The 18,655-nt window shown below is 59.0% G+C and carries 9 protein-coding genes and 1 pseudogene; 5 read left to right on the top strand and 5 right to left on the bottom strand.

The genetic code is table 11. From position 1 onward, the window contains the following. Positions 1 to 2: 2 nt before the first annotated feature. Positions 3 to 1,460 (bottom strand): metallophosphoesterase, encoded by a 1,458-nt coding sequence (locus EOA28_RS00580; RefSeq protein ID WP_126057628.1) that lies wholly within the window; start codon positions 1,458 to 1,460, stop codon positions 3 to 5. Between the two features lie 59 nt (positions 1,461 to 1,519). On the opposite strand from EOA28_RS00580, the gene EOA28_RS00575 reads away from it, so the two are divergent. Next, on the top strand, positions 1,520 to 1,849 hold the full coding sequence (locus EOA28_RS00575; protein ID WP_186815491.1) for a hypothetical protein: 330 nt from the start codon (positions 1,520 to 1,522) through the stop codon (positions 1,847 to 1,849). 21 nt (positions 1,850 to 1,870) lie between these two features. Here EOA28_RS00575 and EOA28_RS00570 read toward each other — a convergent pair whose 3' ends face one another. Beyond that, positions 1,871 to 4,555 carry an AAA family ATPase gene (locus EOA28_RS00570; RefSeq protein ID WP_126063811.1) on the bottom strand — a complete coding sequence of 895 codons (2,685 nt, stop codon included), beginning with the start codon at positions 4,553 to 4,555 and terminating at the stop codon, positions 1,871 to 1,873. Between the two features lie 671 nt (positions 4,556 to 5,226). Here EOA28_RS00570 and EOA28_RS00565 point away from each other — a divergent pair. Genes EOA28_RS00565 through EOA28_RS00555 form a run of 3 tightly spaced genes read left to right on the top strand, consistent with a single transcriptional unit; the run spans position 5,227 to position 14,958 of the window. Further along, positions 5,227 to 11,190 (top strand): DUF3320 domain-containing protein, encoded by a 5,964-nt coding sequence (locus EOA28_RS00565; protein ID WP_126057627.1) that lies wholly within the window; start codon positions 5,227 to 5,229, stop codon positions 11,188 to 11,190. 13 nt (positions 11,191 to 11,203) lie between these two features. After that, positions 11,204 to 12,328 carry a DNA repair exonuclease gene (locus EOA28_RS00560; protein WP_126057626.1) on the top strand — a complete coding sequence of 375 codons (1,125 nt, stop codon included), beginning with the start codon at positions 11,204 to 11,206 and terminating at the stop codon, positions 12,326 to 12,328. After that, positions 12,325 to 14,958 (top strand): ATP-binding protein, encoded by a 2,634-nt coding sequence (locus EOA28_RS00555; protein WP_126063810.1) that lies wholly within the window; start codon positions 12,325 to 12,327, stop codon positions 14,956 to 14,958. Before EOA28_RS00560 ends, EOA28_RS00555 begins: the two co-directional genes overlap by 4 nt. 21 nt (positions 14,959 to 14,979) lie before the next feature. Here the strand turns inward: EOA28_RS00555 and EOA28_RS00550 are convergent, their stop codons facing one another. The 3 genes and pseudogenes from EOA28_RS00550 to EOA28_RS39870 form a co-directional block, all read right to left on the bottom strand. Then, positions 14,980 to 15,357: a DUF5615 family PIN-like protein gene (locus tag EOA28_RS00550; RefSeq protein ID WP_126057625.1), complete on the bottom strand. Its 378-nt coding sequence runs from the start codon at positions 15,355 to 15,357 to the stop codon at positions 14,980 to 14,982. Positions 15,358 to 15,361: 4 nt separating this feature from the next. Next, a complete protein-coding gene (locus EOA28_RS00545) occupies positions 15,362 to 16,012 on the bottom strand; it encodes a DUF433 domain-containing protein (RefSeq protein ID WP_126057624.1) in 651 nt (216 codons plus the stop codon). A gap of 533 nt (positions 16,013 to 16,545) precedes the next feature. Continuing rightward, positions 16,546 to 17,068 (bottom strand): annotated as a pseudogene (locus EOA28_RS39870) (SMC-Scp complex subunit ScpB). 898 nt (positions 17,069 to 17,966) lie between these two features. Here EOA28_RS39870 and EOA28_RS41055 point away from each other — a divergent pair. Continuing rightward, positions 17,967 to 18,428, top strand: coding sequence for a hypothetical protein (locus tag EOA28_RS41055; protein ID WP_306283303.1), 462 nt, complete (start codon positions 17,967 to 17,969; stop codon positions 18,426 to 18,428). Positions 18,429 to 18,655 lie beyond the last annotated feature (227 nt).

Below are 18,655 nucleotides of genomic sequence, written 5' to 3'. Positions count from 1 at the left end.
CTCTATTCGTCCCTTACCTTAATGCGCCAAGCCGAGTTTGCCTTCGTGAGGCCGTCTATCTCGACGAAGCGCGCCGCTTGGAGCATCAGAAGAGAGTCTTCCAAATCTAGCCCGAGCTCGGCGGAGGCGGCAATCTCAGTGATCTCGTCCCAGAAGAGTAACCCATTCCCGCGCCTGGTGGCATGGTCGCGCAGTCGGCGCATCAGGTCAAACGTGTCGTTGTTCAGAAAGGCCTTGCCGTTGGACATAGTCGAGATGAAGCAATGTTCGCCTTCCATGACCGTCCCGTCGGCGACATTGGTGCGGTAGGGTATAAGTCGGATGCCGACGAGCTCTCCCTGATCGGTCGTGAAGAAGACGAGCTCATTGAAACCTGACTGTATCTCTGGTGCTGAGATGCAGATCAATTTGCCGTCCGGAAACCTTGGATCGTTGACGATCTCGACCGGATCGGCATGTATGTGTCCATGCAGGTAGACGATAGGCTTGTTGCCCTGCAGCAGCTGAGTTCTGACAAATCCGCTGTTGAGCATCTCCGCGTATGGCGTAATGCGCGGAGTCTTTTGTGGCAGCAGATTGTGATGGCCGATCATGATGCCGTAACGCATGTCGGGCTGCTGGAGCAATTCCTGTAGGCCTGCAAGCATCTCACGCGAGATGTATGGCGTGTCCATCTGACCGTAATACTCGTCGTCGGACGCCTCCTTGTCTGGATCGCTGGGAGGTGTCGCGGGCGAATGTCCCGAGGTGTCCGGCGAGCCGAGATCTACAGGTTCTGTAGAAGGACCGAGTGCCTCGAGACGATCACGAAGGAACGCGGGAAGGTTCTGAAGCTCCCAACTGCCTATCGCTGTGTTGACGAGGATGAAGTTTGCGCCTGCGGATCCTGTCGGAAGTCTGAAGTGCACGGGTTGGTCCACGGGAACGGTCTGCCAACCCAAGCGGGCGGCTAAACTCGCCATTTCGCTGAATTTCTCAGTCGGTCCAAGTTCGCGCGCGTCATCACGGTTCACATCGTGATTTCCCGGTACGAATATCAACGGAAGCGCCTTTGAACTGCGCCCCTGTGCGCGGCAGAGCAACGTGAAATGCTGGAATGCCGAAGCAATGAAAGTCTTGTCGCCACGGCTCGTGAAATCCCCCATGAAGGCGATCGAATCCAAGGGCTTCGAAGTCGTCAGCCGCCGAAGCTTCGTCAAGACGGCACGCAGCGAAGACGCGCGTAGCTTCTGCGTTATTTTCGGAGCGAACTTGCTATCCTTGGCATCGATGTTGCTAGAGGAAGGATGCCAATCCGGATAGTGAATATCGCCTACTTGAAGGATTCGCACCCGTCGCATAACTCGCCCCCCCGCCGAGAGCCATAGACTAATCCGTTCGCTTTTGCCAAGCGCGAAACGATCATCCGACCGCATCGCCTGGAAAGCGCGTTTATCTTTTTGTTGGTAATGGAGAGGCACGACGCAATTGTGCCCCCGGTTGCTTGTCTGCCCACCAAATGGGCACTCAATCTGGGCGCATGGCTTATGATTTCTCGAGTTTGTCCCATAACGAGTTTGAGGATTTGGCCCGCGACCTCGTAGGTCGCGAGATCGACAAGCGTTTCGAGGCCTTTCCCGAGGGACCGGACGACGCGATGGATGGTCGACATGCCCTTGCCGGCGGCGACATTGTGCAGGCGAAGCACTACCAGCGGTCAGGCTTCTCGGCGCTGAAATCCAAGATGAAGAGCGAGCGCACAGCCATTGATGGCTTGGCGCCCTCGCGATACTTCCTCGTCACGTCGGCTTCGCCCGCGGCAGGCGGACACCGGCATGCGCAGCAGGATGAAGCCAGTGAGGGCCAGTAATACACGACAATAGTCATTAGGCTAGAGTACAGTCGCCTTGGGAGGCTGTTCGAATTCAATCCGGCGCTTTTCGGCATCCTTTTTTCGTTTGGTGGTGTCGATACGATATTGGTCAATTCCATCAAGATCGCTCTTCATATCGTTTGGTGTTGGAACTGGAATGGCCTTGGCGGACGCCATGTCATGTCCAGAACGCTCCGAAACTCGCTTCATGGCCCAATAGATTCGCTTGTGGTCTTCGTCCTCGACCACCACACCCTTCAGGCTCTGTGTCTTGACATCGCTGTTAAATCGCTCGACGACTTTACCGAGCAGGATTTCTTCAACGAGCCTCTCCCAGGTTTCCCGAAGATCGCTGTAGAAATCCTTCGCTGACCTTCGCCAAGCATCGGTGGTGAAATCAGTGGCGCCGTCGAAGCTCTTCAGGCGCGTCTTGAGAGTCTCGATGCGCTTCGTGACAGACTGTGCGATCCACGGCTCGTCAGTTTCGCTAATCAAGCCAAAACCGGCAGATTCGGACTTGTTGATGTAGTTTCGAACAAGGGGAATCGGCGGATTGGCCTGCGCAGCTGCGTCAACCACCTCGTTGAAGAACAGAAGATTATGGGTGAAAATAATAATCTGACGTCCTGTGGCCGCTTCTTTTACGAGCCTTGCCGCGACCCGCCTGATCCGAACATGGTCGAGAGATGACACGGGGTCGTCGATGATCATGCCTTGACGCGATGTGTCTCCTCCGACCTCGGCTAAGAAACAGGCCAGGGCAAGCGCGCGCTGCTCTCCTTCGCTTAAGACCTTGCTGTTTGAGATCGCTTTTGCCGCGTTGAGCCCGACCTCGAAATAGCTCTGCCCATCTTGACTACGATCATTAACTGCGAACGGGATGTGCGTTAACGCCAGAGTCTCAATCTCGGCGACGACGCGCTTTTCGAGATCCTGCATGACGAGGCTTCGTCGAAGCGACGTCATCTGCCGTGACACCGAGCCTGTTTCGACAGCATCGCAGCATGAGAGAAGCTTGCGCCGCTCTTCGAGATTCGCCAAGCGCGCGAGAACGATGGTGAGATCGTCGCCCAGTTTTTTCCGATCCTTGAGTGTATCGCGACGAGCTCGATCGGTAGCGCGGTTCCCGTCGTCGGCCGCTGCCTTGTCGTCCGTCAGCGCTTCGGCCTCTAGCGCCTCCGCCTCCGTTCGGAGTTTCGATGCAACTGGCGCCGCAAGTTGCGGGAACGCAGCGTACTCGGACAGCGCAGCCGCAACGACAATTGCATCACGCCTTTTACCTGCCTCGACATAATATGCCGAGATCAGGGCCACCATCGCCTTGCGTGCGGCGGACAGATCGCCAAACTCTCCGAGAGCCGCCTCAACCGCCTCCCCGGTCGCAATGGTGAGTCCTTTGATTTGGCGCAGGGCCTCTTCATGGGCAATAGATGCGACTTGCGCCGCCTTATTTGCGGCGCCCGTTACGAAGTCATTGAAGGATTGGATCCGCCCCGCGGCGTCCGCCGTCATCGGCTCCTGGCAGAGCATGCAACGATCGCCTTCCTGATCTGGCAAGTGCTGATGATCGATGCCAGTGACGCTCGCTAAATAGGCTCGTGCATGGTCGAACATATACCGCCAGGGAGAAAGCCCAACGCCGCTCAACGGCATAGTCGCGAACGCTCCTGAGGCGGCAAGTTGTGCAGCCTGCGCTGTAGAATCGGCTGTTGCATATAGATTGCGATAAATCTCGAGGGCCGCCGCTGAGAGAGCCGCGTCGATCTGTTCAGATGCAGTCAGCAGTTTTTCCAAGGCCGCCTTGGCACGCCGACGCTTTGTCGCCATCGTTGAAGGGTCGCTTGCCAGAGCCTGTTCGAGGCCAGCGAGATCAGCCATGTCCTGCTCTGAGAGGGCAGCGAGGTTTTTGATTTCGGCTGCGGAAGGCATCACGTCCTTTGACTTGATTTCGAGACGAGCCAGCAGCTTTACGACCGCGCCGGCAGCTGTGTACCCACTCGGCAATGGTGTCTTTAGGTTCTTTTCGATCGCTTTGATTTCTTCCCGGAAGTCGGCTTCGAGCTCGGTGCGGTGACGTCCATGGCTTTCGAGAAGCGCGATGGCTGCGGGCAGAAAACCGATACGGTTTTGCTTATCGACGTAGAGGCGAGCGTTCGCGGAGTCGAAAACGGAGATCCGTGCAATTGACGCGGGGGGCAGCGTTCCGTCCTTCCAGGTTATGGGGGTCGGTTCCGTAGCACCCTCTTCGAGAAACCGGACAAGCACTTCGGCTGGCGGTTTGGTGCCGATCTCGAACACGTTGCCAAGAAGATCATCCGCCGTCAGACTACGGCAAAGCTTCTTCGCGATCCGGCAATAGCCGCTCTTTCCGCTTCCATTGTCGCCGTAGATAATGGTGATGCCATCGGTGGCGAAACGCAGTTGCTGCTCTTCGGCGAGGCGGTTCAAATGCTTGACGGGGCCGAGTGAGCAAAGCACCGCGCGCGGCTCGTTCGAACTGTTGGCCCTCAAATGCTCCGCCGAGAGCGGAGAGCATTCGGGCAGATCAGCGGTAAATCCACCGACGTGGCGGACCCGAGCTGTTACACCGGCCTTATCCTCCTGCTCGAGGTTGAAGCCCGGCCGCGCGGCGTGTCTTCTTAAGGCATCCCTAATCCAGTCGGGCTGCTTATCCGCCCATTCCAAAAGTCCAACCTCGGCCATTCCTGCCCCCCGAATCTTACCATCATTATACTTATTGATTAGTCCAGATTCGATGAATTCGCTTGTCTGGACAAATTTTCCTCGCGATCGCACATAGAGTGCTGGAGATGTACCCAATAAATGACCTCCCCCCGCGCCGCTAGGTCAGCAAACAAATGCTTCAGCGATCAAACGTCTCCACAACGACATCAGCAATCAAAGGCATTGGACCGCGCGCACGAATTTAGGTAGCCGGCAACGCGTACGAGGAGATAGAGCTGGAAGTGCGTGCCTTTCGATAGTCTATGGGCGGAATTCGACCGCCTCACCGATAGGCCGATCGAGGTTCGCCGTCACTGTCGGGCTGGGTCCGAGTCCGCGATAGGCGCCACGACAGCGCTCGCGATAGGCGCGCAACGCTTGGTCCATGGCGCCCGGACCGCCACACATTTGCGGATGACGTCCTGCCCGTCTTGGGTTTCAGCAGCGTGCGCCGGCGCTCCGATTTCCGCGACTTTTGGATCCCCTCCAATCGTGACGACCGATTATCGCCTGTCTCCATTTCGACCGTTATCTGGGCGGTAACACTTTTAGAAATCTATGCTGCTGGACATAAGCGGCGACCATACCGAGAATTTACTTTCAAATTCTGGCGGCAAAGTTCTATCGTAAATGAAAATAGGGGATGGGGTATGGAAACGAGTTCGGAGACTGGCGATGCTGCCGGTATATCAGCCGCGCCCGTAATAGAAGTCGTGGCGGACATCGCCGCCAGCTTTACATATGCGTCCTTCCAAAATGCTATTCCGGTGATCCGGTCTATCGCGCTCAACAACCCGACCCAGCAGGGTTTCGAAAAATGCACTCTCGAGCTGACATCGAACCCCCCTTTTTTGCGCGCCAAAAGCTGGACAATTGATCGGATCGTTGCTGGCGACCGGCTTCCCTTAAGCGATCGAAAAATCGATCTCGACGCCGGCTATCTGGCCGGTCTCAACGAGGCTGAGCGCGGGGAGATAACGTTGCGCCTAACCTCAGGAGGCGCAGTGCTGGCCGAGCAGCGCGTTGCGGTGCGCCTGCTTGCCCGCGACGAATGGGGTGGCGTCGTCGATATGGCGCAATTGCTCGCCGCATTCGTCATGCCGAACGACCCGGCGATCGCAGGACTGCTGCGTTCCGCAGCGGAGCTGCTCGCAGCGCATGGTCATCCTTCCAGCCTCGATGGCTATCAAAGCGGCAATCCGCAACGCGCATTCATGCTGGCGGCCGCAATTTATTCGGCCATTGCTGGCCTATCGCTGCATTATGCAGAGCCACCTGCGAGCTTCGAAAGCCGCGGCCAAAAAATTCGACGTCCCTCAATTATTACGGCAGAAAAGCTGGCAACCTGTCTCGATACCAGTCTGTTATTCGCGTCCGCCCTGGAGGCGACGGGCTTGCATCCCGTCGTTTTGATGTTTCAGGGACACGCGGCCGTCGGCGTCTGGATGACACAAAGGACGCTCGCCAACGCCATTGAACCCGATGCCATGGAGGTCCGCAAGGCGCTGGCATCGCGCGAACTCATCGTGTTTGAGACGACAGGCGTGACGCATCGGCCGGCGATGACGTTGGAGGCTGCCCAACACGCAATCGAACAGCGGCTCGACGAAACGCAGGTAGCCACCTTTGTCGCAGCCATCGATATACGCCGCTCGCGCAGCGGCGGCATCACACCGCTTGCTTCGCACGAACCGACGCGCCGCAGCGTGGATGCAGAGGCGGCAACCGAAATCGCGTTGCCGTTGCCAGCCGCACCGGCCGTGGTAGCCCTGCCGGTCGAGATCGTCGAGGTAAAGCCGACGACAGCGGCCGGACGGATCGACCGCTGGCAGAAAAAGCTCCTCGATTTGACACTGCGGAACCGCCTGCTCAATTTTCCGGACTCCAAGAAGACAATTCCGTTTCTTTGTACTGACGTCGGCTACCTCGAGGACCGTCTGATGGCAGGCGCTTCGATCCGGCTGATTTCGCTCCCCGAACAGAATCCACTGGGCGAGCGGGATGCTGTCCTCTATCGCGAGGTGCACGGACGTGACCTCCAGCGTGGCTTTGCCGCGGAAGCGCTTCTGCGCGACGAGCTCCCGTCGACGCTCGATGGGCGTCAATTGGAATCCCGGCTGATCGATCTTTACCGGCAAGTGCGCAACGATTTTGCCGAGGGCGGCGCGAATACGCTCTTCCTGGCGGTCGGCTTCCTGCGCTGGAAGAAGAAGGCCGAGGACGAGCGCAGCTATCGCGCGCCATTGCTGCTCGTACCGGTCAAAATCGAGCGCCGCAGCGCAACATCGCATTTTACCTTGCGCTTCCATGAAGATGAACCGCGATTCAACGCAACCTTGTTGCAGTTTCTCGAACGCGACTTCGAGCTCAAACTGCCACAGTTTTCCGGTGAGCTGCCCGAGGACGAAAGCGGCGTTGATGTGCCGAGGCTGCTCGGTCTTATGCGCCAGGCAGTGCGCGACGTCCCCGGCATGGAGGTGGTGGACGAGACGGCGCTGTCGACCTTTTCCTTCGCCAAGTTTCTCATGTGGAAGGATCTGGTCGAGCGTACCGATGCGCTGCGCGAAAACCGTGTCGTGCGCCATCTGATCGACACGCCGGAGATAGCTTTCGAGGGCAATGGCGCATCATTCCGCGACGAGCGCGAACTCGACCGGCACTATGCCCCGTCCGACATGGTTTTGCTGCTGCCGGCCGACTCCTCACAGACCGCCGCAAGTCTTGCCGCCGCTGAGGGTCGCGATTTTGTCATCATCGGTCCTCCCGGCACTGGCAAGAGCCAGACCATTGCCAACATGATTGCCAACTGTCTTTCAGTTGGCAAAACCGTGCTGTTTGTGGCCGAGAAGACGGCGGCGCTCGATGTGGTGTATCGCCGCCTGCGCGAACATGGCCTGGGCGCGCATTGTCTCGAACTCCATTCCAGCAAGGCGGACCGACGCAACTTTCTCACCCAGCTCAGGATCAGCTGGGAAAGCGGCGTGCGCGTGGACGCAGCGGAGTGGATTGCGATCAACGAGCGGCTTCGCGTCCGTCGCGACGAACTGAATGCCTATGTCGAAGCGCTGCATCGGCACCATGTCAATGGTCTGACGCCTTATCTGGCGCTCGGCATCGCTCTCAAGAACAAGCGGCAGCACGCTCCGAGATTGTCCTGGCCATCGCGCGATTCCCATGACGAGGCAAACCGGCTGGCGCTGGAGCATATTGCCGCCGAAACAGGTCTCGCATTTCAGTCGGTGGAGATGCGGTCGGTCTTGCGTCTTATAGATGTCACCGAGTGGACGTCAGGCTGGCAGGACAATTTGCTCGAAGGGGCAAAGACCCTCAAGAATGCGTCCGAGGTTCTAGCGACCGCACTCGACGCCTTCCTGGTGAGCATCGGCCTGCGCGCCAAAGGCGACGCGTCAAAAGCGGAGCTCGAAGCGCTGCGAAAACTAGCAGCGGCACTCCAGGACAGTGCCGGCTATGACGTCAGCATTGTCTTTGATCGAGATTTCGCCCAGTTGCGGGGAGCCCTCGCCACTCTCAATGAGGCAATCGGAGACTATCGCAAGTCTCGCAAGGACCTGTCGGCCCGCTATGACGAGGCTGCCGTTGCGCGCATACGGGTGGAGGACATAGAGCAGCAATGGCAGCAGGCCGCTTCTGCATTCTGGCCAAACAGTCAGTTGGGCAAACGCAAAGTCCAGAAGCTGCTTCAAGGCTATGTCACAGAGGGGGTAGCCGATCCTCAGCACGACTTGCTGCTGTTGCGCCTGATGCAGGACCGCCGGGCCACTGTCGAAGCCAACATCCTATCTGGGAAGCCGATCGGATTTGCCGCACTTGATACCGACACCCACCGTATCGATCAGATACTCTCGATGGCCGAAAGGCTTCGACAGACGCTACGCCTGCCCGGCCTCGGCACGGAGGATTTCAAAGCGCTCCTGCAAGCAACCGCCCCGAGCCTGCGAAGCGGTGCAGCAGATAGCACGATGCGCTATGGGGCAGCCCGCTTCCTTGCGGCTTCTGCAGCATTCGAGGCTGCCAAGACCCAATTTGCGATCCCTGCTGGAAAGACGCCTTCTTGGGCAGAACATGATAACCCGCTGACCGAATTGACGACTGCGATGGGAGACTTGCTCGACGCCCGTCATCTTCTCCGGGACTGGACTTCGTGGTGCGGCATTCGTCGCAGGGCTGTCAGTCACAATCTGGGAGCGTTGGTCGACGATATCGAGGCGGGTCTAGTGCGACCAGCTGAAGCTCAATCCGCGTTCCGCCTGGCCTATGTACGCTGGTGGCTGCCGGCCACGCTGGATGCCGATCCGGTGCTGCGGAATTTCCGTCGCTTCCAGCACGAGCACGCCATCGAAGATTTCCGGGAAATCGACGATCTTGTCCGCGCTCAAGCAAGCCTTCGCGTCATCAGTGCCATCGCTCATGGTTTGCCGGCTGTGCAAGGCGTCCCGCGCAATTCCGAGTTGGGCCTGTTGCGCCATCAGATGGAATTGCAGCGGCCCAGCCGGTCAATCCGCGAGATGATTGGCGCGATGCCGACGAGCTTTGCCAAGCTCGCGCCGTGCATGCTGATGTCCCCTCTTTCAATCGCTCAATATCTACCGCCCGACCAAGCCCTGTTCGACGTGGTGATTTTCGACGAAGCATCGCAGATCACCACCTGGGACGCCGTCGGTGCCATCGCGCGAGCCCATCAAACCATAATCGTAGGCGATCCCAAGCAGTTGCCGCCCACCAATTTCTTTGGCCGCAACGAGGAGGACGAGGAAGTCGTCGAACACGAAAAGGATCTTGAGAGCATTCTCGACGAAGCCAAAGCGGCCGGCATCCCGGTACGTGACCTGCGCTGGCATTATCGTAGCCGCAATGAGTCGCTGATCGCCTTTTCCAACCATCACTACTATCAGAACCGGCTCATCACATTCCCTTCGCCAACGGTGGAAGATCGGGCAGTTCAGCTGCGAAAAATCACGACCGGCATCTATGACCGTGGCAAAAGCCGCACCAATCGAATCGAAGCCCAAGCGGTAACCGACGAGGCGGTCAGCAGGATGCGGCGTTGGCTGGCCCTACCGGAAAAGGACCGACCCACGCTCGGAGTCATCACTTTCAACGCGCAACAGCAGTCGCTCATCCTCGACCTTTTCGACAAGGCACGCCAGACAGAGCCGGAGCTTGAATGGTTCTTTGCCGACGAGCGTATTGAGCCCGCCATCGTCAAGAATCTGGAAAATGTCCAAGGGGACGAGCGTGACATAATCCTGTTTTCGATCACCTTTTCGCAAGATAATGCCGGCAAGCGCAGCATGGATTTCGGCGCGCTGAATCGGGACGGCGGCGAACGCCGGCTGAATGTCGCGGTGACGCGTGCGCGGCAGGAACTGATCGTATTTTCAGGTTTTGCCGCCGACCAGATCGACCCCAACCGAACCAAAGCGATCGGCGTACAGCATCTCAAAGCCTTTCTCGATTTTGCCGAACGCGGCGCTGTGGCATTGCCAGCGCAGGAACGCGGATCGGTCGGAGCCCTGGAATCCCCTTTCGAGGAGGCCGTCGCTGCCGAGCTTGAGAAGCGCGGATGGACCATCGTTCCTCAAGTCGGCATTTCGGGCTTTCGAGTGGATATAGGGATCCGGCATCCCGATCTCGCCGGCGCCTATCTGGCTGGGGTCGAATGCGACGGCGCGACCTATCACAGTTCTGCCACGGCGCGAGATCGAGACAAGGTCCGCGAGCAGGTCCTGCGCGGCCTCGGGTGGAACATTGTCCGGGTATGGTCAACCGATTGGTGGTTTGATCTCGAAGGTTGCACCGAGAGGCTTCATGCCAGCCTGGCCGCGCTGCTCGAGGAAAGCCGTCGCAAACAGGCTGAACAACAGGAAAGTGAAGCCGCGATCCATTGGGACATGGGACATAAGGTCGACCCCATGGACCCATTGCCAGCCGAAGACCTAGCATCGGCCGGCGAACCGGAACATCCGTCGATAAAATCAGAGCCAGAACTTGTCGCCGCTCCCCTCGCGACGGGAGAGCGCCCATCGGCATCTGCAGGAATTTTGCCTGCGGCCGCGCATTCGACGCATGATACCGTACCGACGGGCGGCCGTTATCGCCTGACTGATCTAACCGGATTTTCCACCAGCCCGGATCAGTTTTATGACTTCGTCTACCGAGGCACGCTGCGGTCCATGGTCGACGCGGTGATCGAGCAGGAAGGACCTCTGCGAGATGACGTCCTTGCGCAGCGCATCGCACGGGCGCATGGCTGGCTCAGAACGGGCAACAAGATTCGGGAGCGGATCGACCTGCATCTGCGCGAGTTCGATAGAACTGAAGAATCCAGCGGCAGCTTCCTATGGAAGAGAGGGACGGTGGTCGACCTGCTTGATTATCGCATGCCGTTCGATGCCGATGCCCGCCGGTCCATTGCCGACATTCCAATCGCCGAGCTGGCCGCTGTCGTCGTTGCGAACGAGGACATTCTGGAACAGTCCGACCCCGCTCTCGACCTTGCACGTCTGCTCGGTGTCGAGCGACTTGCGGCGATTTCACGCTCCCGGCTGGATGAAGCCATCGATCGCGCCCAGCGCAACCTGGCATCGACATAGTCTCGGAGACTCCATGTTTCGATTCATCCACAGCTCCGATCTTCATATCGGCAAGCGGTTCGGCAACATGCCAGAGGATCTGCGCGGGCGGCTCCGTGAAGCGCGCCATGGCGCGATCAGCCGGCTGGCAGAGCAGGCACGCGTCCATGGTGCATCCACCATACTTCTGGCCGGCGATACGTTCGATACCGAAACGCCCACTCCAGCGATGTTGCGGCAGGCCATGGCCGAGATGAGCCAGAGCGCGCCTCTGCGCTGGATATTGCTGCCTGGCAACCATGATTCCCTGTTGGCTGATCAATTGTGGAGTGCAGCGGACAGCGTTGTGCCGGACAATGTCCTGCTGGCGACGCGGCCCGAAACCCTGACCATTGGCGCGGACGTGGCGCTGCTGCCTGCACCTTGCACCACCCGCAGACCCGGTCGCGACCTTACCGAGTGGATGAACAGCGCCGCGACGCCGCAAGGCGCCATCCGGCTCGGCCTTGCTCATGGCGCTATTCAGAACTTTTCCGAAGATTCAGCAGCGTCCGATGTCATTGCACCAGATCGCGCGACTAAGGCCGGCCTCGATTATCTGGCACTTGGCGACTGGCACGGACCCGTCACCATCAATGAGCGCAGCCGTTATAGCGGTGCGCCCGAACCTGACCGTTTCAAGCATGATACACCCGGTCAGGCCCTTGTCGTTTCCATTGCCGGGCCTGGCGCCGTGCCCGAGATCGTGGCCGTTGAAACAGCTAGCTTTTCCTGGAAAACCGCTCCCCTGCATCTGCTGTCTGGCGACGACAGCGCCGCGGCATTTGAAGCGTTGCTTCCACCGGCTCATCTGCGGCGTCAGACTTTGCTGCGAATTGCCGCGTCTGGCCGGGTGCGGTTAAGTGGGCGAACGATCCTTCAAGCGGCGATCGCGGTAGCCGCGCCCGACTTCGCCTATCTGGAACTGGACGGGGACGGGCTCGCGACCGACTGCGAAAGTGGCGATTTGGATCGGATCGACCGCTCTGGTGCCCTTCGCGAGGCAGCGCAGGCACTGTTGGATGAAAGCAGCGACGAAACCCGGTCGGCTGTCGAACGCGACATATCGCGAGAAGCACTGGTTCGGTTGTTCAGCTATTGCGAGGCGATGGGATCATGAAACTTACGGCCCTTCGGCTCCACAACGTCAAACGGTTCGCCGGGCAAGGCGTCGCCATCGAAAACATCGGCGACGGCGTCAACGTGCTTTGCGCGGTCAATGAGTTCGGCAAATCAACCTTCTTCGAAGCGCTGCACGCACTCTTTTTCCAGCCTCACACGGGCACACCCGAAGGCGTGCGACTGTTGCGGCCTTACAGTGGGGGCAATCCGGTGGTGGAGGCCGACATCACCACTTCAGAAGGACGCTATCGACTTGCCAAGCAGTTTTATGGCGGCAGGCTGGCCAGCGTTATTGACCTCGACGGCGGGCGACTGTTGGCTCAAGCCGATGAGGCCGAAGCCTTTATCGGCAAACTAATCCATGGCGGAAGCGCAGGACCGGCAGGATTGCTCTGGGTTCGCCAAGGGGTCACCGGCATCGAAAGGCGCAGCAAAAGCGAGGAGGACGGCGAAAAACGCGTGCGCGAAAGCCTACTGTCCTCGGTTCAGGGGGAAGTTGAAGCCCTGACCGGCGGGCGACGCATGGCCGAAATCGCCGCGGCATGTGAAGAAGAACTCTATAGCCTGGTTACGTCAACGCTGCGTCCCAAGAGCGGCGGTCTCTATGCGGCAGCGCTCGACGAGCGTGACAAGCTGGTGAAAGACGAGCAGCGTCTCAGCGCCGAAGTCACCGGTCTGCGCGATTCGCTCGACAAGCGGCGCATGGCGTTGGCGCGTCTGTCTGAGCTTGAAAACCCCGAAGAAGGCGCCACTCGGCGGGAAGCCATCTCGGCCGCGGAAGCCGCAGTCGAGGCCGCCAAATCGCACAGCGAAGCCTTGAAAGCCGCCGAGGCGGAAGCTGCCCTTGCCGCAATTCACCACGACGCGGCGCAGCAGGCCCTCGATAGTTTTCGGACCGCGCTCAAACGAGCCACGGATTTGCGCCAGCAGTCGACGATTGCGCAGCTTCGCCGCAGTGAGGTTCTCGATCGGCGCGCTTCTGCCATTGCCGAAAACGAACAAGCGATGGGCGAAGTTCAAGCAGCCGAACTGGAAGAGCGCGAAGCACGCGAATTGCTCGCGCGGCTGGATGCGACTCTTTTGGCGCGTGACGCTGCCGAACAACTGGCCGGCTCGGACAACCGGTTGAAACAAGCCGAAGTCGCCAGAACCCAGATCGAAGATGGAGAGGCAGCACTGGCGATGCTGGCGGTGCCGGAACAAGCTGTCGAGCAACTCCAGGCGCTCGAAATCGAGATCGCCAGCCTTCGTGCAGCTCACCTGGCAACCCTGCCGACGCTATGCATGGAATACCGGGACGGCGCCGCCGATTTGGTGACCATCGATGCCAAGCCCTTGCCCCATGCAGAAGACCAAAGCTTTGCTGGCACCGTACGCCTGGATATTGCCGGCATCGGAGCCTTGACCCTGCGATCGAATCGGCCGCAGCAGGCCGACCGGACCATCGAAGACGCCGAAGCGAAGCACCGCAGCCTGCTTGCGTCCCTCGGTGTCGATAGCCTCAGGACGGCACGCCAGCGCCTAGTGGAAGCGCGCGACAAAGCTACCGAACTGGGCTTGGCGCGTCAGCGACTTGCCGATCTCGCGCCCAAGGGGATACAGCAATTACACGAGGAGCTTGCTCGTCTGAGTGCCCTCGGGGCCGGGGACCTCGAACTCAAAGTCGATCCAGAACAGATCCGGCAACATCATGCCGCAGCCGAGCAGCGTGTGGCGACAACACGCAACAGCGTGCGCGAGGCCTTGCCTTTGCGCAGCCATGCCGACGAGGCTGTCATGGCTGCGGAGACGGCTTATGTCACCATCCAGGCGGAACTGACCAGCCTCGAGGTCATATTGGGACCCGATGCAGCGCGCGAGGAAAAGGGGCGCTTGCTGCTCACCGAGGCCACCGCACGACAAAAGCTGCGCGAAGCGGCCGAAATGCGCGCTGCTCCCCTGCGCGACGGCGCTCGCGATCTCACCAGCGCTGAAGCCGTTCTGCGCCGCGCCCGTTCGGTTCAGGATGCCGCCACACAGGAAGCAAGTCAGTTGCGTGTAACCCTGGCCGATCTCAATGGCCATATTCGCACTCGGTCCGACGACGCGGTGGAAGAAGCTTTGCGCGAGGCCACAGAAAAATTGGAAATCGCTGGAGAGCGAGCGAGACGCTTCGAATTCGAAAAAGCCGTCCTCGACCGGCTGCGCACGACGCTGGTCGCTGCGCGCTCGACGGCACGCGATCTTTATCTGAAGCCGGTCATGTCCGAGCTGCGACCGCTGCTTGGATTGCTATTCGATGACATCTCCATAGTGTTCGACGAGAACACACTGTTGCCACAGACCGTTCGCCGCAATGGTCAGGATGAGGATGTCGATAGGTTGAGTGGCGGCATGCGAGAACAGCTTTCGGTTCTGACACGTCTGGCCTTCGCCCGTTTGCTTGCCCGCGACGGCCGACCCACACCGGTTATCCTGGATGACGCTTTGGTTTATTCCGATGACGACCGCATCGAGCGCATGTTCGACGCTTTGCATCGTCAATCACACGATCAGCAGATTCTCGTTTTCTCCTGCCGCCAACGCGCGTTTGCAAAACTCGGCGGTAACATTTTGCAGATGAGCGACTGGCAACCGGGTCGGTCATAAGCGGAGATCGCGCAGCCTCAGCTAGGGCGACGGCAGATCGTATCGTGTTACGATTGCAATGCCGTTTTCGATCTCGATTTCGATAACTTCATTAATCAGGAATTCCTCTGGGCCAAGATCCTCGAGGAGAGCATCGAAGAGCTCTCTCTGTTTTTCAGGCCCGACCTGAGGGACGACGATAATCAGGCCGGCGTGAACCGGTTCTTTGGCATAGAGCTTCCTGAAGTCCTTAGCATTGTTGGTGACGAAGGTGAAATCCTCATCGATAATGAGCGGCATGAGGTCCCAGTCGGTTTCGCCGCTTAGCCCAAGCCAGTTGACGTGGTTTGCTTCATGTCCGCGTTCTTGGGCTACCGCAACCAGAGACGTGTGCAGGCACTCATCGATCAGAAACCTCACGAGGTCACACGCGTCTCGACCTGGCCGACGGACCTGGGTCGCCCTTCAAAACCACGCGCTTCGACGACTTTATTTTCACGCCCTGCTCGACCAGCTTCTTAGGCCGCCCACGAACCGGGTGCGCGGCGACCCACATTCTGGCGAGCTCAATCACGCGCGGCGTTAGCTTCGGATATCCCTCCAGAACCTCCGCTTCATCTGCGCCCTGCGCTAGCATCGTCGTGATCATACGAACAGGGATGCGGGTTCCTTTGAAGACAGGCTCTCCGCCCATCACCCCTTTAACGCGGCCGATGGCGGCCTCCGCTTCATCAAGATCCACGATGCGCGCTTTGAGCTGTTTACGTGCCTCGGCGACGTCGACGATCAGCAGGTCGTCGGCCCTTACGGTCTTGGCCCTTGGGGCAGCTTTGATTTCCTCGAACAGGCGGTAGCGACGATCAGCGGGCAATGTCGCACCCACGCCATACCAAAGCTTGAGCCGCAGCAAATCCTCGCCGGTCAATGCCCGTCGGACGACCCCACCGATGCGCCGAGCAGTGCTTGGCACAGTATCGACAATGCGTTTGTCGATCGCATTGTGCACGGCCTTGATTCCTATCCCGCTGACGGCGGCTGCCTCTGCGGGGGTGTAGATGCGAGCAAGTGTGCCCATTATTCTTCTCCTTATAAAGAATAATATAGGCCGTTTGACCCCCTCCGTAAAGGCACGCGTCTTTGGAATCACGGCGGTTAGCAAAGGCGGTGGTGAGCCGAGAGGCCTCACAAACCCTTGGGGCTCGAGATGGCAGACTCGGCGCAGTATAATTGCGCTAACTATCGAATTTGCAGTTGGCGACAAACGACACACGAGTTCGTCGCGGACTTTTAACTCTGCGAAGGCGCGTCTTCGAGCGCTTTGAAACCCTACACCCATCTGCAGGCCATCTGTATCAAGCTTTGGACCAAAACCGTTTCCATCGCTCACGAGCGTTCTCTCTGGGGGTCTCAAGTGGGGCTTGCCCATGGCCACGAATTTTTGGGCGACAGCGGTGCAGAGGCCGCATACCGCTGCCTGCTTGACGTCGCTGACCGTGTCCATGTCCGAAATTTGCCTACAAATTTCGGACGCCCTTGGGCGCGCTAGATTCGCTATGGAAAGCTGGAAGCACTCGCAAGCCCGGTGGCCACAGCGTCTGCAGCGCCAAGCTATTCCTCCGTATCCAAACCCGCATCCTCATGGCCACTAGCCAACTCTGGCATAATTTCACCAGCAAGCAGCTCATCTCTGCTCAGCAGCCCGGCATCCTCGAGCGCCTCGCAGTCCGGGAGATCGCGAAGCGTGTCGAGGCCGAACTCGAGCAGGACGCTTTTGTCGTCACATAGGTGTAGGGAGCGCCGGGCGTCGGACTGCGCGGGTTCGACGCGATCAGGCCGGTGCCGCAGATGGCCGATCAGGTCGCGACTGATTACTTCCCGAAAACCGACGACAATTCGGCGCGGGTAATCGGCTGGAAGTGCCGATGCACATCAGCATCAGCACGTCCGACCACGTCAGGTCCACGGCACGCCCGCTGCTTCCGCAGGCGCGGATGGCATCGGCATAGGCCGGCCGTGTCAGGTGCTTCCAGCCGCCGGCGACAGCGACGAGGTCATAGGGCCGTCCGCGCAGCTCTCGGATGTCGTCGATGAGAAGGTCACGGGCGAGCTCGCGGGAGAGACTGCACCGCAAGCGCGTCCCGCGCGCGCGAACTGCTCGATCAACTGATCTCAGACGACGACGAATCTCGTCCAGATTCCAAAAGCGGTGGCCGCAGCGGCGCTTTGCGGGCTCGCGTTACCACAGATCGCAGAACTGTGATCTCGCCTTGTGCCCGAGACCGCAATCTGGGCTCGCGACGAAGCATATCGCTTGCGATCATCAAAGGACGCGTCGACGCCGTCGGTTGCCTTTTCCACCGCCGCCTCACACATCGTGTTGGGGCTGAAGAGCTACCTGCAAATCCTCGCAACGGGCGCGGCCGCATCCTTGATTTTACAAATTGACACGTCTTGGTTTTTAGAAAATGCCACGTGCGATGATGGCGCCAAAAAAAAATGTCACGCGAGATGATCATGCCTGAGGTAAATGGTCCGCCAAAGTTGGGAAAGGTATACCGGTTGAATGGTGGATAGGTACGCCGGATAAAAAGGGCTTCGGGTTCCGGAAGACGAACTAATCGACGGATAGGCGCTGCTCGTGAGGGAAACTGCATGCGCATTACGGTTATGACCATCCAGGGATGTCGGATATGATCTTGAATAGTGACATTGCAGGCCAAAGAGCGGCCGAGAAGCTAGCAGAGGGCCTGAAATCGCAGGGCAAGCAGCAATACGAAGAAAGGTCGAGGGAACGCGAACGAGATGTGTCTCGTTAGGTCGCACGTTGCACCAGGGGTGCGTCGGAAGGCACTCCGCCGTGTCCTGAAGAGGTAGCCTGCACTTGAGAATAGCCACGGTGGTACCTTATTTTCGGCTGTGAAGCACACGAGACCCGCGACGTGAGACCCAGTTGCTCAATACCCAGTTGCTGGGTGAGCGTGCATGACTGCCAACGGAAGGTCTTGCACGCACCCTCGCGATCTTGAGCAATGGTCGCCATGACTTTCTTCTTGCAGGCTTTTGAGTGGCCCAGCCTGCAATCACCAGACCCCACCGACTCTAAAGAGCGTGGCAGACGGGATAGTCGAGGTTGCCCGGCACAATTACGCTCAAGGCTTGCGCCGCCCAGAGGACACGCTGAAAAGGCAGCATGGGCGCGCAAGCACGCCATTCACGAGAGGTTCGACATGAAGACTATGCAAGAAAAAGACATTCCGGCATTCGTGCAAGCAGTTGTGGAGGCCGGCTGCAACATTTGCGCGATTGGCAACTTGGGATATGTCTTTGGCGATGCTGATTTGACGCCGGCGCAACGGAGGTCCGTCGAGCCACAGCTGCGCAGGATTGCTGAGATCTACGGCGAACGCGATCATCTCATGGACGAGATAGCTGTATATCTGCGGTCGATCGGACGCCATGTCGAGGTTGAGCCGAAGACAGGTGTTTCCTGATGGCCGCGATCGATCGCGTTCCGTAGTCGCCATTTCTATTGGGTAACGAGCAGCCGTCTTCCAACCTCTGAAACAAAAAAGAGGTGACCCCCAAAGGCCGCTCTCGAGACCGCAAGTCTGAGCCGCTAACGCATTGCGATAACCAGGCTGTCCGAACTGGGCGTCGATGCCTTCCTCGACCAGGTCGCGGTAGGCGGCGATCTCATCTACCGCATGCATAGCCAAGC

Source organism: Mesorhizobium sp. M2A.F.Ca.ET.067.02.1.1 (assembly GCF_004023285.1).
Taxonomy (GTDB): domain Bacteria; phylum Pseudomonadota; class Alphaproteobacteria; order Rhizobiales; family Rhizobiaceae; genus Mesorhizobium.
The sequence above is the reverse complement of the archived record's forward strand: the minus strand, read 5'-3'. Positions and strand labels throughout refer to the sequence as shown.

Coding starts and splice junctions, on each gene's coding strand:
- EOA28_RS00565 (WP_126057627.1), top strand. CDS start 5,227: ATGGAAACGAGTTCGGAGACTGGCGATGCTGCCGGTATATCAGCCGCG.
- EOA28_RS41055 (WP_306283303.1), top strand. CDS start 17,967: ATGGTCGCCATGACTTTCTTCTTGCAGGCTTTTGAGTGGCCCAGCCTG.
- EOA28_RS00570 (WP_126063811.1), bottom strand. CDS start 4,555: ATGGCCGAGGTTGGACTTTTGGAATGGGCGGATAAGCAGCCCGACTGG.
- EOA28_RS00560 (WP_126057626.1), top strand. CDS start 11,204: ATGTTTCGATTCATCCACAGCTCCGATCTTCATATCGGCAAGCGGTTC.
- EOA28_RS00575 (WP_186815491.1), top strand. CDS start 1,520: ATGGCTTATGATTTCTCGAGTTTGTCCCATAACGAGTTTGAGGATTTG.
- EOA28_RS00545 (WP_126057624.1), bottom strand. CDS start 16,012: ATGGGCACACTTGCTCGCATCTACACCCCCGCAGAGGCAGCCGCCGTC.
- EOA28_RS00555 (WP_126063810.1), top strand. CDS start 12,325: ATGAAACTTACGGCCCTTCGGCTCCACAACGTCAAACGGTTCGCCGGG.